The 21,871-nt window shown below is 65.3% G+C and carries 21 protein-coding genes; 15 read left to right on the plus strand and 6 right to left on the minus strand.

Features of this window, described 5'->3' with window-relative positions:
* Positions 1 to 8 precede the first annotated feature (8 nt).
* From pilM to LG299_RS00395, 5 genes are read left to right on the plus strand one after another with little or no spacing between them, the layout of a single operon-like run.
* The gene (pilM, locus tag LG299_RS00375; RefSeq protein ID WP_404432423.1) at positions 9 to 1,025 is read left to right on the plus strand and encodes a type IV pilus biogenesis protein PilM; all 1,017 of its coding nucleotides are present in this window, start codon (positions 9 to 11) and stop codon (positions 1,023 to 1,025) included.
* Positions 1,025 to 1,684, plus strand: coding sequence for a hypothetical protein (locus LG299_RS00380; protein ID WP_404432425.1), 660 nt, complete (start codon positions 1,025 to 1,027; stop codon positions 1,682 to 1,684). Before pilM ends, LG299_RS00380 begins: the two co-directional genes overlap by 1 nt.
* The gene (locus tag LG299_RS00385) at positions 1,684 to 2,334 is read left to right on the plus strand and encodes a hypothetical protein (protein ID WP_404432427.1); all 651 of its coding nucleotides are present in this window, start codon (positions 1,684 to 1,686) and stop codon (positions 2,332 to 2,334) included. The genes LG299_RS00380 and LG299_RS00385 overlap by 1 nt, the downstream gene beginning before the upstream one ends.
* A 10-nt stretch (positions 2,335 to 2,344) precedes the next feature.
* On the plus strand, positions 2,345 to 3,484 hold the full coding sequence (locus LG299_RS00390) for a type IV pilus twitching motility protein PilT (RefSeq protein ID WP_404432429.1): 1,140 nt from the start codon (positions 2,345 to 2,347) through the stop codon (positions 3,482 to 3,484).
* Positions 3,485 to 3,488: 4 nt separating this feature from the next.
* The gene (locus LG299_RS00395) at positions 3,489 to 4,724 is read left to right on the plus strand and encodes a type II secretion system F family protein (protein WP_404432431.1); all 1,236 of its coding nucleotides are present in this window, start codon (positions 3,489 to 3,491) and stop codon (positions 4,722 to 4,724) included.
* A gap of 3 nt (positions 4,725 to 4,727) precedes the next feature.
* Here the strand turns inward: LG299_RS00395 and LG299_RS00400 are convergent, their stop codons facing one another.
* Entirely contained in the window at positions 4,728 to 6,398 is a 1,671-nt protein-coding gene (locus tag LG299_RS00400) for a GspE/PulE family protein (RefSeq protein ID WP_404434750.1), read from the minus strand.
* Positions 6,399 to 6,468: 70 nt separating this feature from the next.
* Here LG299_RS00400 and LG299_RS00405 point away from each other — a divergent pair, with 70 nt between their 5' ends.
* Both LG299_RS00405 and LG299_RS00410 read left to right on the plus strand, forming a co-directional pair.
* Positions 6,469 to 7,491: a YihY/virulence factor BrkB family protein gene (locus LG299_RS00405; protein ID WP_404432433.1), complete on the plus strand. Its 1,023-nt coding sequence runs from the start codon at positions 6,469 to 6,471 to the stop codon at positions 7,489 to 7,491.
* Between the two features lie 227 nt (positions 7,492 to 7,718).
* On the plus strand, positions 7,719 to 10,259 hold the full coding sequence (locus tag LG299_RS00410) for a glycogen/starch/alpha-glucan phosphorylase (RefSeq protein ID WP_404432435.1): 2,541 nt from the start codon (positions 7,719 to 7,721) through the stop codon (positions 10,257 to 10,259).
* Positions 10,260 to 10,267: 8 nt separating this feature from the next.
* On the opposite strand, the gene LG299_RS00415 is transcribed toward LG299_RS00410, so the two are convergent.
* On the minus strand, positions 10,268 to 11,014 hold the full coding sequence (locus tag LG299_RS00415; protein ID WP_404432437.1) for a glutamine amidotransferase: 747 nt from the start codon (positions 11,012 to 11,014) through the stop codon (positions 10,268 to 10,270).
* 33 nt (positions 11,015 to 11,047) lie between these two features.
* Here LG299_RS00415 and LG299_RS00420 point away from each other — a divergent pair, with 33 nt between their 5' ends.
* From LG299_RS00420 to LG299_RS00430, 3 genes are read left to right on the plus strand one after another with little or no spacing between them, the layout of a single operon-like run.
* Positions 11,048 to 11,548, plus strand: a complete 501-nt coding sequence (locus tag LG299_RS00420; protein ID WP_404432439.1) for a PaaI family thioesterase — start codon at positions 11,048 to 11,050, stop codon at positions 11,546 to 11,548.
* A gap of 9 nt (positions 11,549 to 11,557) precedes the next feature.
* Complete coding sequence (locus LG299_RS00425) at positions 11,558 to 11,785, plus strand: response regulator (RefSeq protein WP_404432441.1); 228 nt, start codon at positions 11,558 to 11,560, stop codon at positions 11,783 to 11,785.
* 4 nt (positions 11,786 to 11,789) lie between these two features.
* Positions 11,790 to 12,437 (plus strand): CYTH domain-containing protein, encoded by a 648-nt coding sequence (locus tag LG299_RS00430; RefSeq protein ID WP_404432443.1) that lies wholly within the window; start codon positions 11,790 to 11,792, stop codon positions 12,435 to 12,437.
* 81 nt (positions 12,438 to 12,518) lie between these two features.
* Here LG299_RS00430 and lpdA read toward each other — a convergent pair whose 3' ends face one another.
* Positions 12,519 to 13,919, minus strand: a complete 1,401-nt coding sequence (lpdA, locus tag LG299_RS00435) for a dihydrolipoyl dehydrogenase (protein ID WP_404432445.1) — start codon at positions 13,917 to 13,919, stop codon at positions 12,519 to 12,521.
* A 9-nt stretch (positions 13,920 to 13,928) separates the two neighbouring features.
* On the minus strand, positions 13,929 to 14,612 hold the full coding sequence (locus tag LG299_RS00440) for a copper resistance protein CopC (protein WP_404432447.1): 684 nt from the start codon (positions 14,610 to 14,612) through the stop codon (positions 13,929 to 13,931).
* 116 nt (positions 14,613 to 14,728) lie between these two features.
* Here LG299_RS00440 and LG299_RS00445 point away from each other — a divergent pair, with 116 nt between their 5' ends.
* Entirely contained in the window at positions 14,729 to 15,121 is a 393-nt protein-coding gene (locus tag LG299_RS00445; protein ID WP_404432449.1) for a hypothetical protein, read from the plus strand.
* Between the two features lie 12 nt (positions 15,122 to 15,133).
* Here the strand turns inward: LG299_RS00445 and LG299_RS00450 are convergent, their stop codons facing one another.
* On the minus strand, positions 15,134 to 15,481 hold the full coding sequence (locus LG299_RS00450) for a hypothetical protein (RefSeq protein WP_404432451.1): 348 nt from the start codon (positions 15,479 to 15,481) through the stop codon (positions 15,134 to 15,136).
* 180 nt (positions 15,482 to 15,661) lie between these two features.
* Here LG299_RS00450 and LG299_RS00455 point away from each other — a divergent pair, with 180 nt between their 5' ends.
* From LG299_RS00455 to LG299_RS00465, 3 genes are all read left to right on the plus strand, one after another.
* Positions 15,662 to 16,204, plus strand: a complete 543-nt coding sequence (locus LG299_RS00455; protein WP_404432453.1) for an FHA domain-containing protein — start codon at positions 15,662 to 15,664, stop codon at positions 16,202 to 16,204.
* A complete protein-coding gene (locus tag LG299_RS00460) occupies positions 16,204 to 16,890 on the plus strand; it encodes a MerR family transcriptional regulator (protein ID WP_404432455.1) in 687 nt (228 codons plus the stop codon). Before LG299_RS00455 ends, LG299_RS00460 begins: the two co-directional genes overlap by 1 nt.
* Before the next feature lie 101 nt (positions 16,891 to 16,991).
* Positions 16,992 to 17,546, plus strand: a complete 555-nt coding sequence (locus LG299_RS00465; RefSeq protein WP_404432457.1) for a MerR family transcriptional regulator — start codon at positions 16,992 to 16,994, stop codon at positions 17,544 to 17,546.
* Positions 17,547 to 17,560: 14 nt separating this feature from the next.
* On the opposite strand, the gene LG299_RS00470 is transcribed toward LG299_RS00465, so the two are convergent.
* Positions 17,561 to 18,361, minus strand: coding sequence for a ParA family protein (locus LG299_RS00470; protein WP_404432459.1), 801 nt, complete (start codon positions 18,359 to 18,361; stop codon positions 17,561 to 17,563).
* 73 nt (positions 18,362 to 18,434) lie between these two features.
* On the opposite strand from LG299_RS00470, the gene LG299_RS00475 reads away from it, so the two are divergent.
* Complete coding sequence (locus tag LG299_RS00475; protein WP_404432461.1) at positions 18,435 to 21,842, plus strand: pyruvate carboxylase; 3,408 nt, start codon at positions 18,435 to 18,437, stop codon at positions 21,840 to 21,842.
* The last annotated feature ends 29 nt before the right edge of the window (positions 21,843 to 21,871 follow it).

The raw sequence follows: 21,871 nt of genomic DNA on the forward strand, positions 1-21,871 counted from the left end.
GAGCAGTCATGGCGAAGTCCGTTGTCGGCCTGGAAATCACTGAAGAGAGTGTGCGAGCGGTCGAAGTCACGACCGGCCGCACGCCGACCATGATCGCGGCAGGGGAGGTGCCGTTGCCTGCGGGCGCGGCGAAAGACTCCGAGGTACTCGATCAAGATGCCGTCGTCCTCTCGCTGAAGCAGCTATGGACACGCTCGGGGATCAAGGGGCGCAAAGTGGTGCTCGGTATCGGCAGTCGCCGCATCCTCGTCCGCGAATACACGACACAGGCACTCCGTCCTGACATCCTCAAGCAGGCCCTGCCGTTCCAGGTTCAGGACCTGCTGCCGGTGCCGGTAAACCAGGCCGTTCTCGACTTCTATCCCGTTTCGCAGGTCGGCGACCAGGTCAGCGGTCTGCTCGTCGCCGCGGTCTCTGAGACCGTCGAAGCGCTGATCGCCACCCTCAGAAAAGCCAAACTCCAGGTCGATGCGGTCGACCTCGTACCGTTCGGCCTGGCGCGCGTCGCTCGCCGGCTGGGTGCCCCGGGCGAGACCGTCGCGATGGTGCACGTCGGCGATCACACGAGCTACGTCGTTGTCGTGCTCGACGGCATCCCGCGCTTCGTGCGCATCATTCCCATCGATGTTCCTACTGGTGCGGTGCGGATGCGGGAGCAGACGCAGCTGTCGGCGGAGTCGCTTGACCCGGCGTTGGTGACGGTTCCGCCGCAGGCGCCGCGCGGGCGCGCCGCCATCCGCACCGGTAACGCCGCCGATCCCACGATCGCCGACCTGGTGTCGCGGTTGCGCAGCACGATCTCGTTCTATTCCAACCGGCCAGATGCGGCACCGGTCACGTCGGTGTTTCTCAGCGGTGCCGGAGCAGTCGAGCCCGAAGTGCTGACGGCGCTGAATCACGCGCTCGACTCCACCGTGCGGGTGGTGTCGGCGTCGGACGTCGTCAAGACTTCGGACGACGTCGTCGACGAGTTTCGCCTCAATGCTGTCTCTACGATCGGTGTGACCCTGGAAGGCGGCTACTGATGGCACGCTCAGTCATCGGACTTCCCCTCTCGGGCGTACCCCGTGTCAACCTCATTCCGCGGAGCGAAATCGAGCGCCGCGACCGCGCAGCCACCCTGCGCGGTTGGGGCTGGGGCATCGTTGCCACACTGCTCGCACTCATGCTCATCATCGCTGGGGCGATTGCGCTCAATTGGCTCGCACAGCAGCGGCTGGTCGGCGAACAGGCGCGTACCAACACGCTGTTGACTGAGCTGGCCTCGCTTTCCGAGGTGAGCGTGGCGCTGTCGACCCAGACCGATCTCAAGTCATTCCGGGCTGCGGCAATGGCCTCTGACCTCGAGTGGACCGGCGTCTACTCGACTCTCACCGGCGCGCTCCCGGCGGGAGTGACCCTCACCGGTTTCAACCTCATCACAGGTCCCGTGCCCGTCGAGGGGGTCGAAGTCACCGAGCAGGTCGGACTCGACGGAGGGCTGACCTTCTCGAGCCCCGGCCCGATCGAGATGGCTACGCTGATTCGCGCTTACCGCGCACTGCCCGGGGTGATTGACGCGGACGGTTGGCAGGTGGCGTCGTCGACGGATACAGGGGATACCGCGGCGGCCTACACCTACGAACTCACCATCACCTTTGACCAGTCGCTGTACACAGGTGCTTACGCGGGGGAGGAGGACTGATGCCTCGCCAACTCATCAACGTGATCGGAGCGATCGCCGTCATTGCGATCCTCGCGATCGGTGCCCTTGTCATCGCGCTGCCGCTGTACCTCCAATCGCTCACCACCTCGGCGCAGGCAATGCAAGTGGCGCAGACCAACTCGCTGTACCAAGTGCAAGTAGATGGGCTACGCGCGGAAGAGGAGCGCTTCGATGAGATCGAGGCGGATGTCGCCGACTTGCGGATGCAGATTCCCGCGACCACACGCGCCGATGACGTGTTTGAGATCGTGGCGAACGCCGCGACCGCGACCGGAGTGACAATTGACAGCATCGTCGCGAGCGACGCACTCGGCTGGGTTCCGCGCACCGACATCGTCGTCCCACCTCCGGGAGTCGACGGCGGGGCGACCGAGGACCAAACCACCGAAGAGACAACGGACGGCACAGGGACGCCCGACGCCGCTGCCGATACGCCGACGTCGCCACAGCTCAGTGTGCCGTTCAGCATCGCGGTCACCGCGGCGGACGCTGCCCAGGCAGTCGCCTTCCTCGATGCTCTCGGCACCGGCCCCCGCCTCATCGCGATTTCAAGCTCGACAATTGCCCTCAGCGATGGGTCGTACGGGCTCACGGTTGAAGCGCTCGCGTTCGTCGAATCGGAGGACTGAGATGAACCCGATGTTCGATCACACCACGCTGGATCGCTTGTTGTCACTCGCGGCTGATGCCGGGGCATCCGATGTGCATCTCACCAGCGACTACCCGCCCCAGATGCGCCTCGACGGCGACCTCACGCCGATGCCGGGCCACAGCGACCCGCTCTCGGCCGTGTGGGTCGAAGGCGCGGTGCTCAGTCTGATGTCGCCCGGACAGCGGGACGAGTTCCACGCGAAGGGCGAAGTGGACCTCTCGCACACGGTCACGGGTATCGGACGCTTTCGCATCAATGTGTTCCGTCAGCTCGGCGAAATCGCCGCGGCGCTCCGTCTCGTTCCCTCGCGGGTTTTCTCGCTCGAGGAGTTGGGCGCGCCCGCGATCGCCCGCGATCTGGCGCTTCGGCCGCGCGGGCTCGTGCTCATGACCGGTCCCACCGGATCAGGCAAGTCCACGACGCTCACGGCGATGGTCGACATCATCAACCACACGCTCCCGGCGCACGTGATCACGATCGAAGACCCCATCGAGTTTCAGCACGAGAGCGCGAAGGCGCTCATCCATCAGCGAGAGATCGGCACCGATACCGCCTCGTTCGCAGAGGCCCTGCGCCGCATTCTCCGCCAAGACCCCGATGTGATCCTCATCGGCGAACTCCGCGATCAGGAGTCCATCCGGGCCGCGCTGTCGGCCGCCGAGACCGGACACCTTGTGCTCTCGACGTTGCATACCCAGGGCGCCGCCAAGAGTATCAACCGCATAGTCGATGTCTTTCCCGCAGACCAGCAGGGGCAGATCCGCAGTCAGTTGGGCGACACGTTGCAGGGCGTCATCAGTCAGACTCTGCTGCCCCTCGCGCAGAGTGAGGGGCGCACGATCGCGACCGAGGTGCTCATCAATACGCCCGCCGTGGCAAACCTCATCAGAGAGGGCGAAATCGCCCAGTTGTACTCGATGATGCAGGCGGGGCAGTCGGTCGGCATGCACACTCTCGACCAAGACCTCAAGCGTTTGGTCTCTGAGGGGCGAGTCGCTCAGCACGTGGCTCGCATGTTCGCGGACGACCCGGGGTATCTCGACAACGTGCGCGTACGCCCACAAGAACTCGATGCCGAAGCGTGGAGCATGCACGCCGGTGAACGCCAGTACCTGACGGAGGGATGAGCGGATGCCGTTGATTCAGGAGTACTCCTATCGCGCGATCGACCCCACCGGCGGCGGGGTCGTCAAGGGAACGATCGAGGCGGCGGGTGAGAACGCGGTCACCAGCAAGCTGAGGGCTCAGGGTCTCACCCCGCTCGAGATTCAGCTGCAGTCCAAGTCGGGCCTGAACACCGAGGTCACGATTCCGGGCTTCGAGAAACAGGTCAAAGCGAAGTCGCTCGCGGTGTTCGCTAAGCAGATGGCGGGCCTCATCAACGCCGGCCTTCCGCTGTTGCGCACACTCACGATTCTGAGCGAGCAAACCGACGATAGGAGGCTGCAGGCCGCGATCATCAGCGTGCACGCCGAGGTCGAATCGGGTGCCGCGTTCTCTGCGGCGCTCGAGAAGCATGGTGACGTGTTCCCCCCGTTGATGGTGAATGTCATTCGTGTGGGAGAGACCGGCGGATTTCTCGGTGGCGCCCTGGACTCGGTGGCGAGGACGTATTCCAACGAGGCCGAGCTGCGCAACAAGATTCGTGCGGCGGTGACCTATCCGATCATCGTGCTGATCATCGCGATCCTCGGTGTGGTTGCAATGGTCACCTTCATCGTGCCGGTGTTCGCGGGCATGTTCACCAGCCTCGGTTCGCAGTTGCCCCTACCGACGCAGATCCTTGTCACGATCTCACAGAACATGTGGTGGATTCTGCCGCTGCTCTTCGTGGTTGTCGCGGTTGGTTGGCTGCTGTGGACGCAGAACAAGAACACGGAGGGCTACCGCAAGGTCGTCGACCCGTTCAAGCTCAAGATGCCCATCTTCGGCCCGCTCGTCACGAAGATCGCGGTCGCTCGTTTCGCGCGCAACCTCGCGATGATGCTCGATGCCGGTGTGCCGCTCATTCAAGCTCTCGATGTCGTAGGTAAGGCATCCAGCAACTGGGCCGTTGAAAACGCCGTCCGTGAGATTCAGGAGTCGATCCGCGAAGGGAAGTCGTTCTCGGCGCCGCTGGCCAAAGCGGGAGTGTTCCCACCCATGGTGGCCCAGATGGTGTCGGTTGGCGAAGAGTCGGGCACGCTCGCGCAGATGCTCGGCAGCATCGCCGACTTCTACGAGAACGAGGTCGAGACAGCGACCGAGCAACTGACCTCGACGATCGAGCCGATTCTGATCGTGCTGATCGGTATCGTGATCGGTGGCATGGTGATCACTCTCTATTTGCCGATCTTCTCGATCTACGGCGAACTGTCCAACCAGTAGAAGTCATACCGCGACGCGGAGAACTTCTTCGATCGTCGTCAATCCCTGTGCGACTTTTGACCATCCGTCGTCGCGCAGTGTGGTCATGCTCTGCTCGAGTGCGAGCGCGCGCATGGCCGTGCCGGTTGCCCGAGTCACGACGAGCTGCTCCATCTCGTCGGTCATGGTCATGACTTCGTGCAGGCCGAGACGACCGCGATACCCCGTACCAGAGCATGCTGCACAGCCCTTTGCGTGGAAGAGCTCGGGAACATCATCGGGGTCATGTGGAAAGCCCAGGGCTTGCAAGACCGCGGTCGGCTCTGTGTACGCCTCACGGCAGCGCAGGCAGAGGCGCCGCGCCAGGCGCTGAGCGACCACGGCCGACAGCGCCGTCGCGACGAGGAACGGCTCGGTGCCGATTTCGGTGAGGCGCGTGAGCGCCGAGGGCGCGTCGTTGGTGTGCAGAGTCGAGAGCACGAGGTGGCCGGTGAGAGCAGCTTCGATCGAGATCACCGCAGTCTCCTTGTCGCGGATCTCGCCGACCAAGAGCACATCAGGGTCGCTGCGCAGGATCGATCGCAATGCGTTGGCGAACGTGAGACCGGCCCGGTTGTTCACCTGAACCTGGTTGATGCCCGGGATGCGGTACTCCACTGGGTCTTCAACCGTGATGACGTTGATCCGGGGGTTTGCGATGGTACGCAACGCGGTGTACAGCGTTGTCGACTTGCCCGAACCGGTCGGCCCGGTGACGAGGATCATGCCGTGTGGACGCGAAACTGCCGCACGGAACCGCTTTTCGTTCTGCGCCGAGAACCGCAGGTCGCCCATCGCCATGACTTGGCCAGAGTTGTCGAGGATACGCATGACGATTTTCTCACCCCACACCGTGGGCAGAGTCGCGATGCGAACGTCAATCTGCCGGCCCTCGTGCGACACCGAAAGGCGTCCGTCCTGGGGGCGTCGGCGTTCGGCGATGTCGATCGCCGACATGATCTTCAGTCGCGAGATCACCCCGTCCTGGATGGATCGATCCGCTCGCTGCATCTCGTGCAGCACGCCGTCGATGCGGAACCGCACGGTGAGCTGATGCTCCCCGGGCTCGATGTGGATGTCGCTCGCGCGATCATTGATCGCCTGGGTGATGAGCAGATTGACGAAACGGACAACGGGGGCATCGGCATCCCCTTCCTCCAGCGTTTCGGTGAAGGTGACGCCGGGGGAGGAGGTCGCCGACTCGCCAATCTGTTCCGACAGGTCGCTGAGTTCTTCGTCGGAGCGGAGGTAGCGCTCAAAGACCTGGCGGAGCGCGTCGGCGGCGACGACGACGGGTTCGACCTGCAGATCGGTGATGCTCGTGATGTCGTCGATCGCGATGATGTCGGTCGGGTCGAGCATGCCCACCACGACCTTGTTTCGCGACCGGTCGAGCGGAACCAGCTGGTAGCGGCGGCAGAGATGTCCTGGGACGAGAGCCAGGATCTCGGGCGAAATCTCTACCTCGCCCATGTCGTAATACCGGTGCCCCGTGTGCAGAGCCACGGCCTCGGCGATCTGCGCCTCAGTCACGATGTTCGAGCTGACGAGGTGCTGTTGCAGCTCTGGCCCTTCGCCCACCTGCGCCATCGCTGCCGACATCTCAGCCGCGCGCACCGCCCCGGTCAGCACAAGCGTCTGCGCGAGTCCTCGCATGGTTTTTCCCATCCCCATCGGGAGTGTCAACCCCCCACGCACATCTTATGGCGCGGGTTAGCCTTGCGGGATGGCGAAGCCTCCGGCATCCACTTCACCCAACCTCATCGCTCGCTTGACCGCGTGGGCCCTCACTCTGCGTGCCGTCCGCGCGTTCTTGCACTACAGCGAACGCCGCGGCCCGATGCTCGCCGACAGCGTCACGTACCGCACGCTGTTCAGCGTCTTCGCGGGCGTACTGCTGGGCTTCTCGCTCGCGTCGATCTGGTTGCGCGACAATCCGGTCGCGTGGGAGGCATTGATCGCTGCGGTGGATGCTGCGATCCCCGGCATCTTCGACATCGTCGACCCCACAGAGATTGCGCTGGAGGCCAACCTCACCGTGCCGTTCGTGCTCTCGCTCGTCGGCCTGGTCGGCGCCGCCATCGGGGCGATCGGGTCGACCCGGTCGGCCATGATGACCCTCGCTGACCGCGTGCACGACGACGTGTTCTGGGTCTGGGTGATGGTGCGCAACCTCATCCTCGCGGCCATCATCGGCGCGGCCTTCGTGCTCGCGGCGATCGCCACCTTTTACGCCACTGCCGGAATCGGAGCGTTGACCGAGTGGTTCGGCCTCTCATCCGAAGACCCGGGCGCGATCATCGCCCCGCGCATCGCGGGCATCGTGGTGGTGTTCCTGCTCGATGCGTCGATGGTTGCTCTGTTGTTCGGAGTCTTGACGGGGATGAAGGTCGGCTGGAAGGCACTGCTGGGCGGAGCGATCATCGGGGGAGTAGGGCTCAGCGTGCTGCAGCAGCTGTCATCCCTCTTCGTGCGGGGAGCCACGGCCAATCCCCTCCTGGCCACATTCGCATCGCTGATCGCCCTGCTGCTATGGCTGAACCTGTCAGCGCAGGTGATTCTCATCGCCTCGTCGTTCATCATCGTCACCCACAATGAGCATCACGACCGCGTGCGAGCCAAGTACGGTGCCTCAACTTTCGCCCTGCGCCGTCTGCAGAAGGCCGAAGATGGGTTGCGCGTTGCAACGGTCGAGGTGCGGCTCGCAAAGGCTGATGTGAAGAAGGAACGAGAAGCTGCTCGCAGTTGAAAGTTTCTACACTCGGCCCCGGCGGTACACGGTGGCGCCAGAGCGACCGACGGCCGCGATGCGCCCGGTCTTCAGGCCCTCCGACACGAGCGACGCACCGTTCTAGTCAAAACCCACCCGTTTTCGGACACGATCTGGGCTCGCTGTCACATGAAGATCATGTAAACGTCCGCCCCGATACCCACCTCGAATGTGCGTTCAGACGAATACGACGGTAGTTTCAAGCGGTGAACGAACAGTCAGCGCCCACGCCCGAAGCGTCGCTCGAATCAGCACCCGCACTCACCTCGACGCATCCGCTGGCACTCGCGCCAGTAACTGCGCCACCGGCGAGCGTCGACGGGTTCGTCAAGCAGTTCCTCGAGAACCTCAACCTCGAGCGCGGCGTCATGCTCTCGTCCTCCAGTGCGAACGACCAGTACATGGCCCTTGCCAACACCGTGCGCGACTACCTCATCGCCCGCTGGCTCGAAGACCAGCGCCGCCAGAAGGTCGCCCAGGCCAAGGGTGTCTGTTACCTCTCGGCCGAGTACCTTCTCGGCCGTCAACTCGACAACAATCTGCTCGCCACGCGCCTCACCGAGATCGCCACCGACGCTCTCGCCCAGTGCGGCATCGACCTCGACGAACTCCGCCAGCAAGAAGTCGAGCCGGGTCTGGGCAACGGGGGACTCGGACGCCTCGCGGCCTGCTTCATCGACTCGCTGGCCACCCTGAGCGTGCCGAGCATCGGTTACGGCATCCGATATGAGTACGGCATCTTCCGCCAGACGTTCGAAAACGGCGAGCAGATCGAGCAGCCCGACGCATGGCTCACGCTCGGGTCGCCGTGGGAGTTCCCGCACCCCGAGAATGCCCAGACCGTCTCGTTCGGTGGCCACACCGAAACCTACGAAGTGGACCACGAAGGCGAAAAGGTCACCCGCAGCCGCTGGATCCCGTCCTGGAACGTGCAGGCGGTGCCCTACAACTACATGGTTCCCGGCTATCACAACGGCCGCGTCAACACTCTGCGCCTCTGGCGTTCGGTAGCCACGAACAGCTTCGACCTGAGCGGGTTCAACTCGGGCGACTACGAAGAGGCCGTGCGCGCCCAGACCTACGCCGAGACCATCTCGAAGGTGCTCTACCCCGAAGACTCCACGCCCCAGGGTAAGGAGCTGCGTCTGCAGCAGCAGTACTTCTTCGTCGCAGCATCCATCGGTGACTTCCTCGATCACATGCTCGCTCCGGGCTACGATCTCACCAACCTGCCCAACCGGGTGATCTTCCAGCTCAACGACACCCACCCGGTGATCGCGGTGCCCGAACTCATGCGCGTGCTGGTCGACGAAAAGGGCATGGAATGGGATGCTGCGTGGGCGATCACGCAGCAATGCTTCGCGTACACCTGCCACACCCTGCTTCCCGAAGCCCTCGAAGTGTGGTCGGTCGACCTGCTCGGCCGCCTACTGCCCCGACACCTCGAGATCATCTACCGCATCAACGACGAGTTCCTGCTCGCGGTGCGCAAGCGCTTCGGTGACGATGAGATGCGCATCCGCAACATGTCGATCATCAGCGAGCACCCCAACCGCTCGGTGCGCATGGCCTACCTCGCCACGGTCGCGGGCGCCAAGGTCAACGGCGTTGCCGAGCTGCACTCGCAGCTGCTGCGCGAGCGCGTGCTGCCCGATTTCGACGAGTTCTACCCGGGCAAGTTCACCAATGTCACGAACGGCGTCACCCCGCGCCGATTCATCCGCCTGGCGAACCCCGGCCTGGCGAACCTCATCACCGAAGCCCTCGGCGCCGGCTGGACCGTCGACCTCGAGCGTCTGCGCGGTCTCGAAGCCTTCGCCGAAGATCCCGAGTTCCGCGCCCAGTTCGCCGAAGTGAAGGCCGCAAACAAGCGCGTGCTCAGCGAGGTGCTACTTGCACGCGACGGCTTCGAGCTCTCAGAGGACCACCTCCTCGACGTGATGGTCAAGCGCCTCCACGAGTACAAGCGGCAGATGCTCAAGGTGCTCCACATCGTGACGTCGTACGAGAGCATCGTCTCGGGCCGGGTCAAGGCATCCGACATGCAAGCGCGTACGTTCATCTTCGGAGCCAAGGCCGCCCCCGGCTACGCGATGGCCAAGCGCATCATCCACCTCATCAACGCCGTCGGGTCGGTGGTCAACAACGACCCGCGCGTCGAGGGCAAGCTGAAGGTGATCTTCCCGCCGAACTACAACGTGACGCTCGCCGAGCGGGTGGTTCCGGCCGCCGACCTGTCGGAGCAGATCTCGCTCGCAGGTAAGGAGGCATCCGGCACCGGAAACATGAAGTTCGCCCTCAACGGCGCGCTCACGATCGGCACGGACGACGGCGCGAACGTCGAAATCCGACAGCTCGTCGGTGACGACAACTTCTTCCTGTTCGGCATGGCCGAGCCCGAGGTCGAAGCACTCTGGGCGAAGGGGTACAAGCCCGCCGAGTTCTACCAGGCGGATGAGAGTCTGCGCCGCGCGCTCGACCTGATCGCCTCGGGCGCGTTCTCGGGCGGCGACCGTTCGGTGTTCGAGCCCATCGTGTCGAACCTGCTCTATGACGACCGCTTCATGGTGCTCGCCGACTATGCGACCTACATCGAGGCGCAGGCGAAGGTCGACCTGGCGTACGCGGATCAGGATGCCTGGACGAAGGCGGCGATCCTCAACGTCGCGCGCTCGGGCTTTTTCTCGTCCGACCGCTCGATCCGCGACTACATCGAACGCATCTGGCACACGCCGCCAGCGCTGTAAACACGGCTCTAATCTCGCGCGTACCTCTGCGCGAAGCGGCGGAGAAGCTCGCCGGTCTCGGTGACGGGCGCGCTGCGCACAGCGGCAAGGGTGTCTTCGAGCTCGTGTGGCGCGAAGTAGCCGTGGTCGGCGTACGCGTGGATTCGCGTGGTGATGCCCTCGACGTCGAGTTCGGGGTGGAACTGCGTCGCGTAGACGTTCTCACCGACCCGGAACATCTGCACCGGGCATCGCGGAGACGACGCGAGCAGCGTCACAGTGTGTAGACCGCCGGCCGGCAGTGAGCTGATCGCCTCTTTGTGTCCGACGAAAGCGTTGAAGGTGTCCGGCAGTCCGTTGAGGAGCGGGTCGGATGCTGCGCCCTCCGCGAGCGACACGGGCACCACGCTGATCGGCTCGGAGTAGGTGCGGTCGATCGTGGCGCCCTGGTGCGTTCCGAGTGTACCGATGCCGTAGCAGGCGCCGAAGAACGGGAAGTCCTGGGCGACCACCTCATCGAGCAGCGCCGTGAACTCGGCCTCGACCCGGCGCTGGACGGGCGACTTCTTCTCGGTCGGGTCAGAGGCGTTGAACGGCCCACCGCCCACGAAGATGCCCGAGATCTCGTCGAGTCGAAGCTCAGGCATGGGCGCCGCTTCGAGGCGCACTCTGAGAAGTTCGTGCGGCTGCAGGCCGGTGAAGCGCAGGAACAGCGCATATTCTTCATCGGCAGGCCGGTCTTCGGCCCGCGTCGCCAGCAGCACGAACGGTTTCACCGGTTCAGCCTACGGGGGTGAGAGACTCAACAAATGACGGACTCTCGCTCTCGCACTTTCGACTGGTCTGACCCCGCCGAGGCGCTCACGCAGTTACGCAATACCGGCACGGGGCTGGAGAGCCTGCAGGCCATGATCGACGGGAGGATCCCGCCGCCGCCGATCTCGCGGACCATGGGATTCACTCTCGTGGAGGTCCGCGACGCCTTCGCGGTCTTCGAGTGCGTACCCGCCGAGTTTCACTACAATCCGATCGGCGCGGTGCACGGAGGACTGGCGTGCACCCTCCTCGACTCGGCGCTCGGCTGCGCCGCGCACACGACGCTTCCGGCGGGTGTGGGGTACACCTCGATCGATCTCAACGTGCGCTACGTGCGTCCGATCACTCACGCCTCGGGCGTGTTGCGGGCGACGGGGCGGGTGATCAAGCCGGGGCGAAGAGTCATCTTCACCGAGGGCGAGGTGACGGATGCCTCGGGCAGGGTCGTCGCGACGGCCACGAGTTCTCTGCTCGTGCTCGCGAGCTCCGAGTAGTCTCGAGGTATGGCTATTGCGCGACTTCACGGAGGCCCGCTCGACGGGCAGGTAATTCCCCTCGACGAGTCGGTCACCGACTCCTACATCGTCCCCTACGGTGAGGGGCAGCTCGTCTATCACCGCGAGGGAGAGCTCGAGAACACCGGCGAGGGCGATGGCCCGACCGAGGCGCGTTTCGTCTACATCGAGGCGACCGAAGACATCAACCCGGACGCCGACGGGCGTGACGACTGAGGCTGTGTCTTCTCACGACGCTGCGAGTTCTCACGAACCTTCCCGCTCGGTCGAGATCGAGCTGAAGTTCGACGTCGACGACGGCGTGGCGGTGCCTGATTGGTCAGGCGTCCCTGGCGTCGCGTCGGTCAGCGCCGGAGAAGAGCGCGAGCTCGACGCGACCTATCTCGATGACCCCGCGCTGACACTCGCCCGCGCGGGGTACGCCCTGCGCCGCCGCACGGGAGGCCCCGACGCCGGGTGGCACATCAAGGGTCCGCGCCTGCCTGACGGCGGGCGGGTCGAGTTGCAGTGGCCGCTGGGCGAGCCCGGCGTCATTCCCGAGGCTGTCGCAAAGGAGCTTTCTGCGGTGGCGGATGCTGCGACCTTCACCCCGCTCGCCAAGATTCAGAACACCCGCATCGCGTACTACCTGCTGTCGCAGGCCGGAGACGTCGTCGCCGAATTCGCCGACGACCACGTCCGGACCCTCGACGAGCGCACGGGCGCGGAGCGCTCCTGGCACGAATGGGAGATCGAGCTGGGGCCTGCCGGCCCGGTCTCGGTGAGCGAGCGCCAGGCGTTCTTCGCCGCGGTCGAGCGGGCAGCACTCACGGCGGGAGCTCGTGCTGCGGCATCCGCCTCGAAACTGGCCCGCGCGCTCGGCTACTGACACGCAAGACAGCTGCTGACAGCACGACAGACGAAGGGCTCCGGATGCAGCATCCGGAGCCCTTCGTCAGTTGACGCGAGGTCAGAGGTTGATCATGTGCCCCGCAAGGCCGTGGAAGGCCTCTTGCACAGCTTCCGACAGCGTCGGGTGGGTGTGCACGTTGCGCGCGGCCTCGAGGGCCGTGAGGTCCCACTTCTGAGCCAGGGTGAGTTCGGGCAGAAGCTCTGACACATCGGGGCCGATGAGGTGGCCACCGAGCAGTTCGAGGTGCTCGCCATCGGCGATGAGCTTGACGAAACCGATGGGCTCGCCGAGGCCGTTGGCCTTGCCGTTGGCCGAGAACGGGAACTTCGCGACCTTGACGTCGTAGCCGGCGTCGCGCGCCTGCTGCTCGGTGAGTCCGAACGACGCCACCTGCGGCGAGCAGAACGTCGCGCGCGGCATCATGCGGTAATCGCCCAGCGCCATCGTCTCGGCCTTGCCGATCGTCTCGGCGGCGACGACGGCCTGCGCCTCGGCAACGTGTGCGAGCTGGAGCTTGGCCGTCACATCGCCGATGGCGTAGATGTGGGGGACCGACGTGTGCATGAAGTCGTCGATCTCGATCGCGCCACGGTCAGTGAGCTTCACGCCGGTCTTGTCGAGCCCGAAGCCCTCGATGTTCGGCGCGAAACCGATCGACATGAGCACCTTGTCGGTGTCGATCGACTTCGTCTCGCCGCCCGCGTTGGGCGTGTAGGTGACGGTGACGTGGTCGCCGTGGTCGGTGACCGTCTCGACCTTGGTGGAGGTGAGGATCTCGACGCCGTACTTCTTGTACTGGCGGGCGATCTCTTTCGAGACGTCGGCGTCTTCGTTCGGCAGCGCACGATCGAGGAATTCGATGATCGTGACTTTGACGCCGTAGTTGACGAGCACGAAGGCGAACTCCATGCCGATCGCGCCCGCGCCGACGATGACAATCGAGCCGGGCAGGTCGCGCGTGAGGATCTGCTCTTCGTACGTGACGACGTTTTCGCTCAGGGTCACACCCGGCAGAAGGCGAACCTTCGAGCCGGTCGAGATGATCGCGTTGTCGAACGTCAGCTCTTCGGTGGCGCCGTCGGCCTTGGTCACCGTGATCGCGTTCGGGCCGGTGAACGACCCGCGACCCTCGTACTCGGTGACCTTGTTCTTCTTCATCAGGTAGTGGATGCCCTCGACGTGGGTGTCAGCCACCGTGCGGCTGCGGTCCCATGCCTTGCCGAAGTCGAAGTGCACCTCGCCCGACATGCCGAACAGATCGGCCTTGTGGTGGAAGGTGTGCGCGAGATCCGCGTTCTTCAGAAGCGCCTTGGAGGGGATGCAACCCACGTTCAGGCAGACACCGCCCCAGTACTTCTCTTCAATGATGGCGACCGAGAGGCCCAGCTGTGCGCTGCGGACGGCTGCGACATACCCGCCGGGGCCCGCGCCAAGGATGACGACATCGTAGTGAGGCATACGAAAATCCTATCGTTCAGCGGGCGAGTCGGAGTCTGGGGTGCCGAGCGCGCGGGCGCGGTTCTCGGCGAGGGCCTTGTCGCGACGCACGCGCGACACGAGCAGGTAGAGCACGGCGCCGCCGACGGCTGCGAAGAGGACGAGGCCGACGATCCACGGCCACACCTCAGCGAACGTCGAATCCTCGTCTGCCGGGGGAGTGACCTCGGTCTCGCTGGGTTCGGGCGTTGCTGAGGGGTCAGCCGTCTCGCTCGGTTCGGCGCTCGCGGTCTCGCTCGGCGTCGCGGTGGGGGCGGGCGCGGGGGCGGTCACGGTGAAGCCGAACTCGCCCGCGATGGGGTGTCCGTCGCTCGAGACGACCTTCCACAAGACGGTGATTGCTCCGGATGCTTCGTCACCCGCAGCATCGATCGGCACCGTCAGCACATTGTCGAGCACCGAGGGGGTGCCGGCGAGAGCCGTGCCTGAGGCATCCGTCACCTGCACTTCTGTAGCGGTGGGCTCGGCGTTGATGTTCGCGCTGAAGGTCAGGGTGAGCGCCTCCGGCGCAACATCGAGCGTCGCACCGTTCGCAGGATCGGAGCTGACGAGCTCGTCGTGCGCGCTCGCGGGTGCGGCGATGGCAATGCCACCAGCAGACAGCAGAAGTACAGCGAGAGCAGCGCCGACGGCGCGCGAAATCTTGAGAGTCATCTCCTCCAGGCTACGCCGAGCAGAGGGGGTGAAATTCACCCCCTCGCGGAGTAGCGTGCGAAGCAGGCGGGCACGGTGCGCGCCGACGATCAACCAACGACGACGCGAGGTGCGTAATGGACTCGATGATGATGGACGCGATGATGGCGAATTCCATGCCGAAAGAAATGAACATGGACATGTCGCTCATGCAGGCCTGTATGGATGCCTGCTCGGCATGCGAGCAGGCGTGCGTGGTGTGCTCCACCCAGATGATGTCGTGCAGCCCCGCCTGCATGAACTGCGCCGACATGTGCAACACGATGATGCGCTCCATGATGCGGATGCAGGGCATGACTCCGGCCGCCATGATGGCCATGCTCGACGCGTGCATCGCGATGTGCCAGGTCTGCATGGACGAGTGCATGGATCACGCCGACGACAGTGACGTCTGCAAGATGTGCGCTCAGGCCTGCAAGGCATGCATGGACGCCTGCATGGCGATGAAGAACTCGATGATGATGGCCTGAGGGCCAGGTCTGTCAGCCTGTCAAGACATTGAACCGCTCGCGGCCCACCGCGAGCACGTCGTAGCGCGCGTGCAGTGCGACCGGCGCTCCGGACTCGACGACTACCGCCGCGCCCGCGCCGCTCCAGAGCCGGATCGCCTCGCCGTCGAAGGTGCGCACGACGATCTCGCCCGAGGTGCGATCCACGGATTCGACGAACGCGTCTGACCACTCCGACGGAGTGGCCGAGGCCAACCGCGCCTGGATCAGGTGCAGGGCGTGTCCGGGTGCGAACGAGGAGCAGGAACCACCGACCGAGCACATGCAGGCCGCACGCTCACGCACCGAAAAGGGCGGGATGTGGGTCTGAGGACTCGACACGGGACTCTCCTGTCAGTAGGTTCGAACACCAGTCAGGCTAGGACGGTCCCGATGAGGACGCACCTTGCTCGACACACGACGAAACACTGAGCGAACACAGTGGATGGGTGTCCGATCCCCGAACTCCGCCCCATCGTCGTCGTGTCGATCGGCTAGGCTGGCAAACGAAAAGGAGGACACGTGGAGGAGAACCGCCGACCTGGTTCGGACGAGATCCGACGGACGTCCGGATCGGATGCGGCTGCGGCCGATACCGATCGCGGCACCGACGCCACGCAGACCTTCGGGCACAATTCCGATCTGTCCTTCGTGCCGTTCGGCAGCGACCTGTCAGAGGCCGAACTCGACGCGATCGAGGCGCTGCCCACCCGTGCCGCTCTGCTCGTCGTCCGCTCAGGCCCGACCGCTGGTGCGCGCTACTTGCTCGACACGGACGTCACCACGGTGGGTCGTCACCCCGAAGCCGACATCTTCTTCGACGATGTGACCGTCTCGCGTCGACATGCCGAGATCACGCGCGACGCGACATCCTTCGAGCTCGTCGACCAGCGTTCGCTGAACGGCACATACGTCGACGGCGAACGAGTCGACCGCGCGATCCTGCGTAACGGCGCCGAGGTGCGCGTCGGCAAGTTCCGACTCAACTTCTTCGTTTCTCCCGCTGATCTGCCCCACGGGCACGGTAACGACGGGCACAGTCACGAACAGGGCCCGGACGCCTGATGCCCGCCGCATCCGCCCGCGAACGATCATCGTCCGCGGGGCTTCTGAGTATTGGCCAGGTGCTGGCGCGCCTCTCGCCGGAGTTCTCTGATCTGTCAGCCAGCAAGCTCCGTTTTCTCGAAGGTCAGGGCATCGTCACGCCCACTCGCACCGAGTCGGGCTACCGCAAGTTCTCGCCTGCCGACCTCGAGCGACTGCGCCTCGCGCTGACCCTGCAGCGTGACCACTACCTGCCGCTCGTCGTGATCCGCGACTATCTCGCAGACGTCGATGCAGGACGCGAACCGGCCACTCCGACGGCCGTGCCGTCGATTGTGCCGGCGCCACGTCGGTATCGCCGCGAAGAATTGCTCGCAGCATCCGGAGCCGCCCCGCAACTGCTCAACGACGCGATCAGTACGGGTGTGCTGGTGGCGACGGATGCCTACACCGACCAGTCCGTCGCGCTGCTGCGAGCCCTGGTCGCGCTTGACCGACACGGCATCGAGCCGCGTCACGTGCGCACGCTGCGACAGGGCGCTGAGCGCGATGTGACTCTGATCGAGTCGGCTCTCTCGCCGTTGCTTCGTCGGACGGATGCCTCGTCCCGAGGCCGTGCTGGCGAGATTGCGCCCGAGTTGGCCAAACGTCTCGAAGATATCCGCGGGATCTTCATCCGCGCCGCGCTGGATCGTCTGCTTTCGTAGCGACCCAGTACTTCGTCCGCAACGACACGCGGAGCCGATGTCGTTGCCGCAGGGCCGCGCCTGGCCTAGTTTTGATACATCGGATCCGGAGGGGGATGCGCATGACCGCTCGCGATGTCCCGGACGTCACCGCTGAACAGACGTACGCCGCTGACCTTCTTTTCACCGACGGACTCCCCGAGATGGAAGACGAGGTCGGCTACCGCGGTGCGGTTGCCGCCCGCGCGGCAGGTATCACCTACCGTCAGCTCGACTACTGGGCACGCACCGAACTGGTCGAACCGACCGTTCGCGGTGCCTCAGGTTCTGGCTCGCAGCGTCTCTACGGTTTCCGCGACATCCTCGTGCTGAAGCTCGTCAAGCGACTTCTCGACACCGGAATCTCGTTGCAGCAGATCCGCACGGCGGTCGAGCAGTTGCGCGCCTCGGGCATCCGCGATCTTGCCGGCACGACGCTCATGAGCGACGGTGCATCGGTCTATCTCTGCACGTCCAACGACGAGGTCATCGACCTCGTAAGCCGCGGCCAAGGCGTCTTCGGCATCGCCGTGGGCAAGGTCCTGCGGGAGGTCGAGTCCGAGCTCGTGTCGTTCGAGGCTCAGGCACCCGACGTCATGGACGAGCTGTCGGCACGTCGCGCCGCCCGCACTGCCTGAAACTCGGCTGAGCGTTACTCGCCCGCGACGGGGATTCGTCCGGTGCGGATGACGCGGTCAAGCAGCGCGTCGAAGTCGGCCGCGAGTTCTTGCGCCGAGTCGCCGGGCCAGATGTGCAGCGGCTTCGCCGCACCTTGAGCCTGCTGCAGAGACGTGCGCTCGGGCAGCTGGGGTGCCAGCACGAGCGGGCCGAACATGTCGCGCAGCTCTTTGATGCGGAACTGGTGCTCTATCGACTGCGGGCGCACGCGGTTGACCACGATGCCCAGCGGCTGAAGGCGAGGAGAGAGGCCGCGGCGAATCTCTTCGATCGCGCGCAGGGCACGATCAGCGGCGGCGACCGAGAACAGTCCGGGCTCGGTAACGACGATGACCCGATCAGAGGCCGCCCACGCGGTGCGTGTGAGGGCGTTGAGCGACGGAGCGCAGTCGATCAGCACGAGGTCGTAGTCGGCCTCGATCGTGGCGAGTGCTTCTTCCATCTTCCAGACGTCGCGCACCGAAGGATGCGGTCCGTCGAAGTTGATCGCCGACGGGCTGCCGATCATCACATCGATTGTGCCCGGGTGCACTTTGGCCCACCCACTGGAGGTGATCGCCTGGCGAACGGTCTTTTCTTTGGGGTTGGCGAGGACGTCGGCGACATTGAGCCGGCCTGCGACCTGGATATCCATACCGGTCGAGACGTCGGACTGAGGGTCGAGATCAACCACGAGCGTGCGAACGCCCCGCGCAAATGCGGCGGAAGCGAGTCCCAGCGTCACGGTTGTCTTACCGACCCCGCCCTTGAGTGAGCTGACGGAGAGTACGTGCACAATCGTCCACGTTACCTTCCCCTAGGCTGAGAGCACACTCCGCCCACTTCGGGCACTGCTCTGCGAGGTGTCAATGTTCCGCAAGATACTGGTCGCCAACCGCGGTGAAATCGCCATCCGTGCGTTTCGTGCCGCGTTCGAATTGGGAGCCCGCACGGTCGCGGTCTACCCCTACGAGGACCGTGGCTCGATCCATCGCCAGAAGGCGGACGAGTCGTATGTGATCGGCGAGCCGGGGCATCCCGTGCGCGCCTATCTCGATGTCGACGAGATCATCCGCGTTGCGCTCGCCTGTGGAGCGGACGCCATCTACCCTGGCTACGGCTTTCTCTCGGAGAATCCCGAGCTCGCCGCGCGCGCGGCGGAGAACGGCATCACGTTTATCGGGCCGCCCGCATTGGCGCTTGAGATGGCCGGCAACAAGGTCACCGCGAAGCACTACGCGATCGCCGCGGGGGTTCCCGTGCTGCGCTCGACCGAAGCGTCCGAAGATGTCGACGAACTCGTCGCTCAAGCGGCCGACATCGGCTTCCCGATTTTCGTGAAGGCAGTGGCAGGTGGCGGCGGCCGCGGCATGCGGCGCGTTGAGACCCCCGGCGCGCTCCCGCCAGCGATCGCAGAGGCGATGCGCGAAGCCGGAGCGGCTTTCGGCGATGCACGCGTGTTCCTCGAGCAGGCCGTCGTGCGTCCGCGTCACATCGAGGTGCAGATCCTCGCGGATGCGACGGGCCACACCGTCCACCTATTCGAGCGCGACTGCTCGGTGCAGCGGCGGCACCAGAAAGTCATCGAGATCGCGCCGGCACCGAACATCTCGGACGAGTTGCGCGCCGCCCTCCATCGCGACGCGGTGGCATTCGCCGAATCGATCGGCTACGTGAACGCCGGAACCGTCGAATTCCTCGTCGACACGGCGGGTGAGCGAGCGGGCGAGCACGTCTTCATCGAGATGAATCCGCGTATCCAGGTCGAGCACACGGTCACCGAGGAGGTCACCGACGTCGATCTCGTGCAGTCCCAGATGCGTATCGCCGCCGGCGAGACCCTCGCAGACCTCGGCCTCGCCCAGGAGAACATCGTTCTGCGCGGTGCGGCCCTGCAATGCCGTATCACGACCGAAGACCCCTCGCAGGGCTTCCGCCCCGACACCGGGCGCATCACGACCTACCGGTCGCCCGGCGGTGCCGGCATCCGACTCGACGGTGGGACGACCGCGGCGGGCTCGCAGATCAGTCCGCACTTCGACTCGATGCTCGCCAAGCTGACCTGCCGCGCACGCGACTTCCCGTCGGCCGTCGCTCGGGCCAAGCGCGCGCTGGCGGAGTTCCGCATCCGCGGCGTTGCCACCAACATCCCGTTCCTCCGTGCTGTGCTGGACGACCCTGCCTTTGTCGCGGGCGACCTCAGCACCGCGTTCATCGAAGAGCGCCCCGCGCTGCTGACCGTCAACCAGTCGCGCGACCGCGCCACGAAGCTCCTCAGCTGGCTGGGTGACGTCACCGTCAACCGTCCCTATGGCGAGAAGCCTGTGTCGGTTTCGCCTGGCAGCAAGCTCCCCGCGATCGATCTGTCGGTCACTCCTCCGTCGGGCACGCTCGATCGCCTCCGCGAGCTCGGACCGAGCGGTTTCGCCGCGGCGCTGCGTGAGCAGGTGCCGCTCGCGGTCACCGAGACGACCTTCCGCGACGCGCACCAGTCGCTGCTCGCCACGCGCGTGCGCACCCGCGACCTCGTCCGCGTCGGACCCCACGTGGCACGCATGACACCGGGGCTGCTGTCGGTCGAGGCCTGGGGCGGCGCGACCTATGACGTTGCGCTGCGCTTTCTCGCCGAAGACCCATGGGAGCGCCTGGCCGCGGTCCGCGAGGCAATCCCGAACGTCCCGATCCAGATGCTGCTGCGCGGCCGCAACACCGTCGGCTACACGCCGCGGCCCGACGACGTCGCCCACGCGTTCGTGCGCGAGGCCGCCGACACGGGTGTCGACATCTTCCGCATCTTCGACGCCCTCAACGACGTCAGCCAGATGCGTCCCGCGATCGACGCCGTGCTCGAGACCGGCACGGCGGTCGCCGAAGTAGCGCTCTGCTACACGGCCGATCTGCTCGATCCCGCAGAGACCCTTTACACGCTCGACTACTACCTGCGCCTCGCAGACAGCATCGTCGAGTCGGGCGCGCACATCCTCGCGATCAAGGACATGGCCGGATTGCTCCGGCCGGCCGCCGCGGCGAAGCTCGTCACGGCGCTGCGCGAGCGATTCGACCTCCCCGTGCACCTGCACACGCACGACACCGCGGGCGGGCAGCTCGCGACGTTGCTGGCGGCCAGCGCCGCCGGGGTGGATGCAGTGGATGCTGCGGCCGCGCCGCTGTCGGGAACGACCAGCCAGCCGTCTCTGTCGGCGCTGGTGGCATCCCTGGCCCACACGGAGCGCGACACCGGCATCTCGCTCGATGCCGTGGGTGATCTCGAACCGTACTGGGAGGGTGTCCGCAACCTCTACAGCCCGTTCGAGTCTGGTCTCCCGGGCCCCACGGGTCGCGTGTACCACCACGAGATCCCCGGTGGTCAGCTGTCGAACCTCCGCCAGCAGGCGATCGCCCTCGGCATGGCCGATGACTTCGAGCGCATCGAAGACATGTATGCCGCCGCCGACCGCATCCTCGGGCGCATTCCGAAGGTGACGCCGTCGTCGAAGGTCGTCGGCGACCTCGCCCTGGCGCTGGTTGCAGCCAATGCTGATCCCGCCGACTTCGCAGAGAACCCCCAGAACTACGACATCCCCGATTCGGTGGTCGGCTTCATGGCGGGTGAGCTGGGTGACCTGCCCGGCGGCTGGCCGGAGCCGTTCCGCACCAAGGTGCTCGCCGGCAAGCAGATCTCCATCGATGTGCCACCGCTCACCGATGAAGAGCGCGACGGATTGGCCGGCGATGCCGCCGCGCGCCGCCGCACGCTGAACCGCCTACTCTTCCCCGGACCCGCGAAAGACTTCGAGACCAACCGTGAGAGCTACGGTGACCTCTCAGCCCTCGGAACGCCGGACTACCTGTACGGCTTGACGCCCGGTGAAGAGCACATCGCAGAGATCGACCCCGGCGTGCAGCTCTATGTGGGGCTCGAGGCCATCGGTGAGGCGGATGCCAAGGGCATCCGCACAGTGATGACGACGCTCAACGGGCAACTGCGCCCGGTCTATGTGCGCGACCGCAGCATCAAGGTGGACGTCCGTCAAGCCGAGCGGGCTGACACCTCCAAGTCCGGTCAAGTCGCCGCACCCTTCTCGGGAGTGGTGACGCTCAAGGCCGAGGTCGGCGACACCGTTTCTGCCGGACAGCCGGTGGCCTCGATCGAGGCCATGAAGATGGAGGCGGCGATCACCGCGCCCATCGACGGAGTCATCGAACGCGTGGCGATCAGTGCCACCGCACAGGTGGAAGCGGGTGACCTTTTGGTCGTCATCCGTCCAGCAAAGTAACCTGGGGAAGGCATTTGCCGTTCCACCCG

The sequence above is a fragment of the Microbacterium lacus genome (assembly GCF_044794305.1).
Lineage (GTDB): Bacteria > Actinomycetota > Actinomycetes > Actinomycetales > Microbacteriaceae > Microbacterium > Microbacterium lacus_B.

Bases quoted from the DNA above. Each gene is read 5' to 3' on its own strand.
- LG299_RS00405 (WP_404432433.1), top strand. From the start codon at position 6,469: ATGGCGAAGCCTCCGGCATCCACTTCACCCAACCTCATCGCTCGCTTG.
- LG299_RS00380 (WP_404432425.1), top strand. From the start codon at position 1,025: ATGGCACGCTCAGTCATCGGACTTCCCCTCTCGGGCGTACCCCGTGTC.
- LG299_RS00425 (WP_404432441.1), top strand. From the start codon at position 11,558: ATGGCTATTGCGCGACTTCACGGAGGCCCGCTCGACGGGCAGGTAATT.
- LG299_RS00460 (WP_404432455.1), top strand. From the start codon at position 16,204: ATGCCCGCCGCATCCGCCCGCGAACGATCATCGTCCGCGGGGCTTCTG.
- LG299_RS00385 (WP_404432427.1), top strand. From the start codon at position 1,684: ATGCCTCGCCAACTCATCAACGTGATCGGAGCGATCGCCGTCATTGCG.
- LG299_RS00445 (WP_404432449.1), top strand. From the start codon at position 14,729: ATGGACTCGATGATGATGGACGCGATGATGGCGAATTCCATGCCGAAA.
- lpdA (WP_404432445.1), bottom strand. From the start codon at position 13,919: ATGCCTCACTACGATGTCGTCATCCTTGGCGCGGGCCCCGGCGGGTAT.
- LG299_RS00390 (WP_404432429.1), top strand. From the start codon at position 2,345: ATGTTCGATCACACCACGCTGGATCGCTTGTTGTCACTCGCGGCTGAT.
- LG299_RS00420 (WP_404432439.1), top strand. From the start codon at position 11,048: ATGACGGACTCTCGCTCTCGCACTTTCGACTGGTCTGACCCCGCCGAG.
- LG299_RS00475 (WP_404432461.1), top strand. From the start codon at position 18,435: ATGTTCCGCAAGATACTGGTCGCCAACCGCGGTGAAATCGCCATCCGT.
- LG299_RS00395 (WP_404432431.1), top strand. From the start codon at position 3,489: ATGCCGTTGATTCAGGAGTACTCCTATCGCGCGATCGACCCCACCGGC.
- LG299_RS00465 (WP_404432457.1), top strand. From the start codon at position 16,992: ATGACCGCTCGCGATGTCCCGGACGTCACCGCTGAACAGACGTACGCC.
- LG299_RS00400 (WP_404434750.1), bottom strand. From the start codon at position 6,398: ATGCGAGGACTCGCGCAGACGCTTGTGCTGACCGGGGCGGTGCGCGCG.
- LG299_RS00440 (WP_404432447.1), bottom strand. From the start codon at position 14,612: ATGACTCTCAAGATTTCGCGCGCCGTCGGCGCTGCTCTCGCTGTACTT.
- pilM (WP_404432423.1), top strand. From the start codon at position 9: ATGGCGAAGTCCGTTGTCGGCCTGGAAATCACTGAAGAGAGTGTGCGA.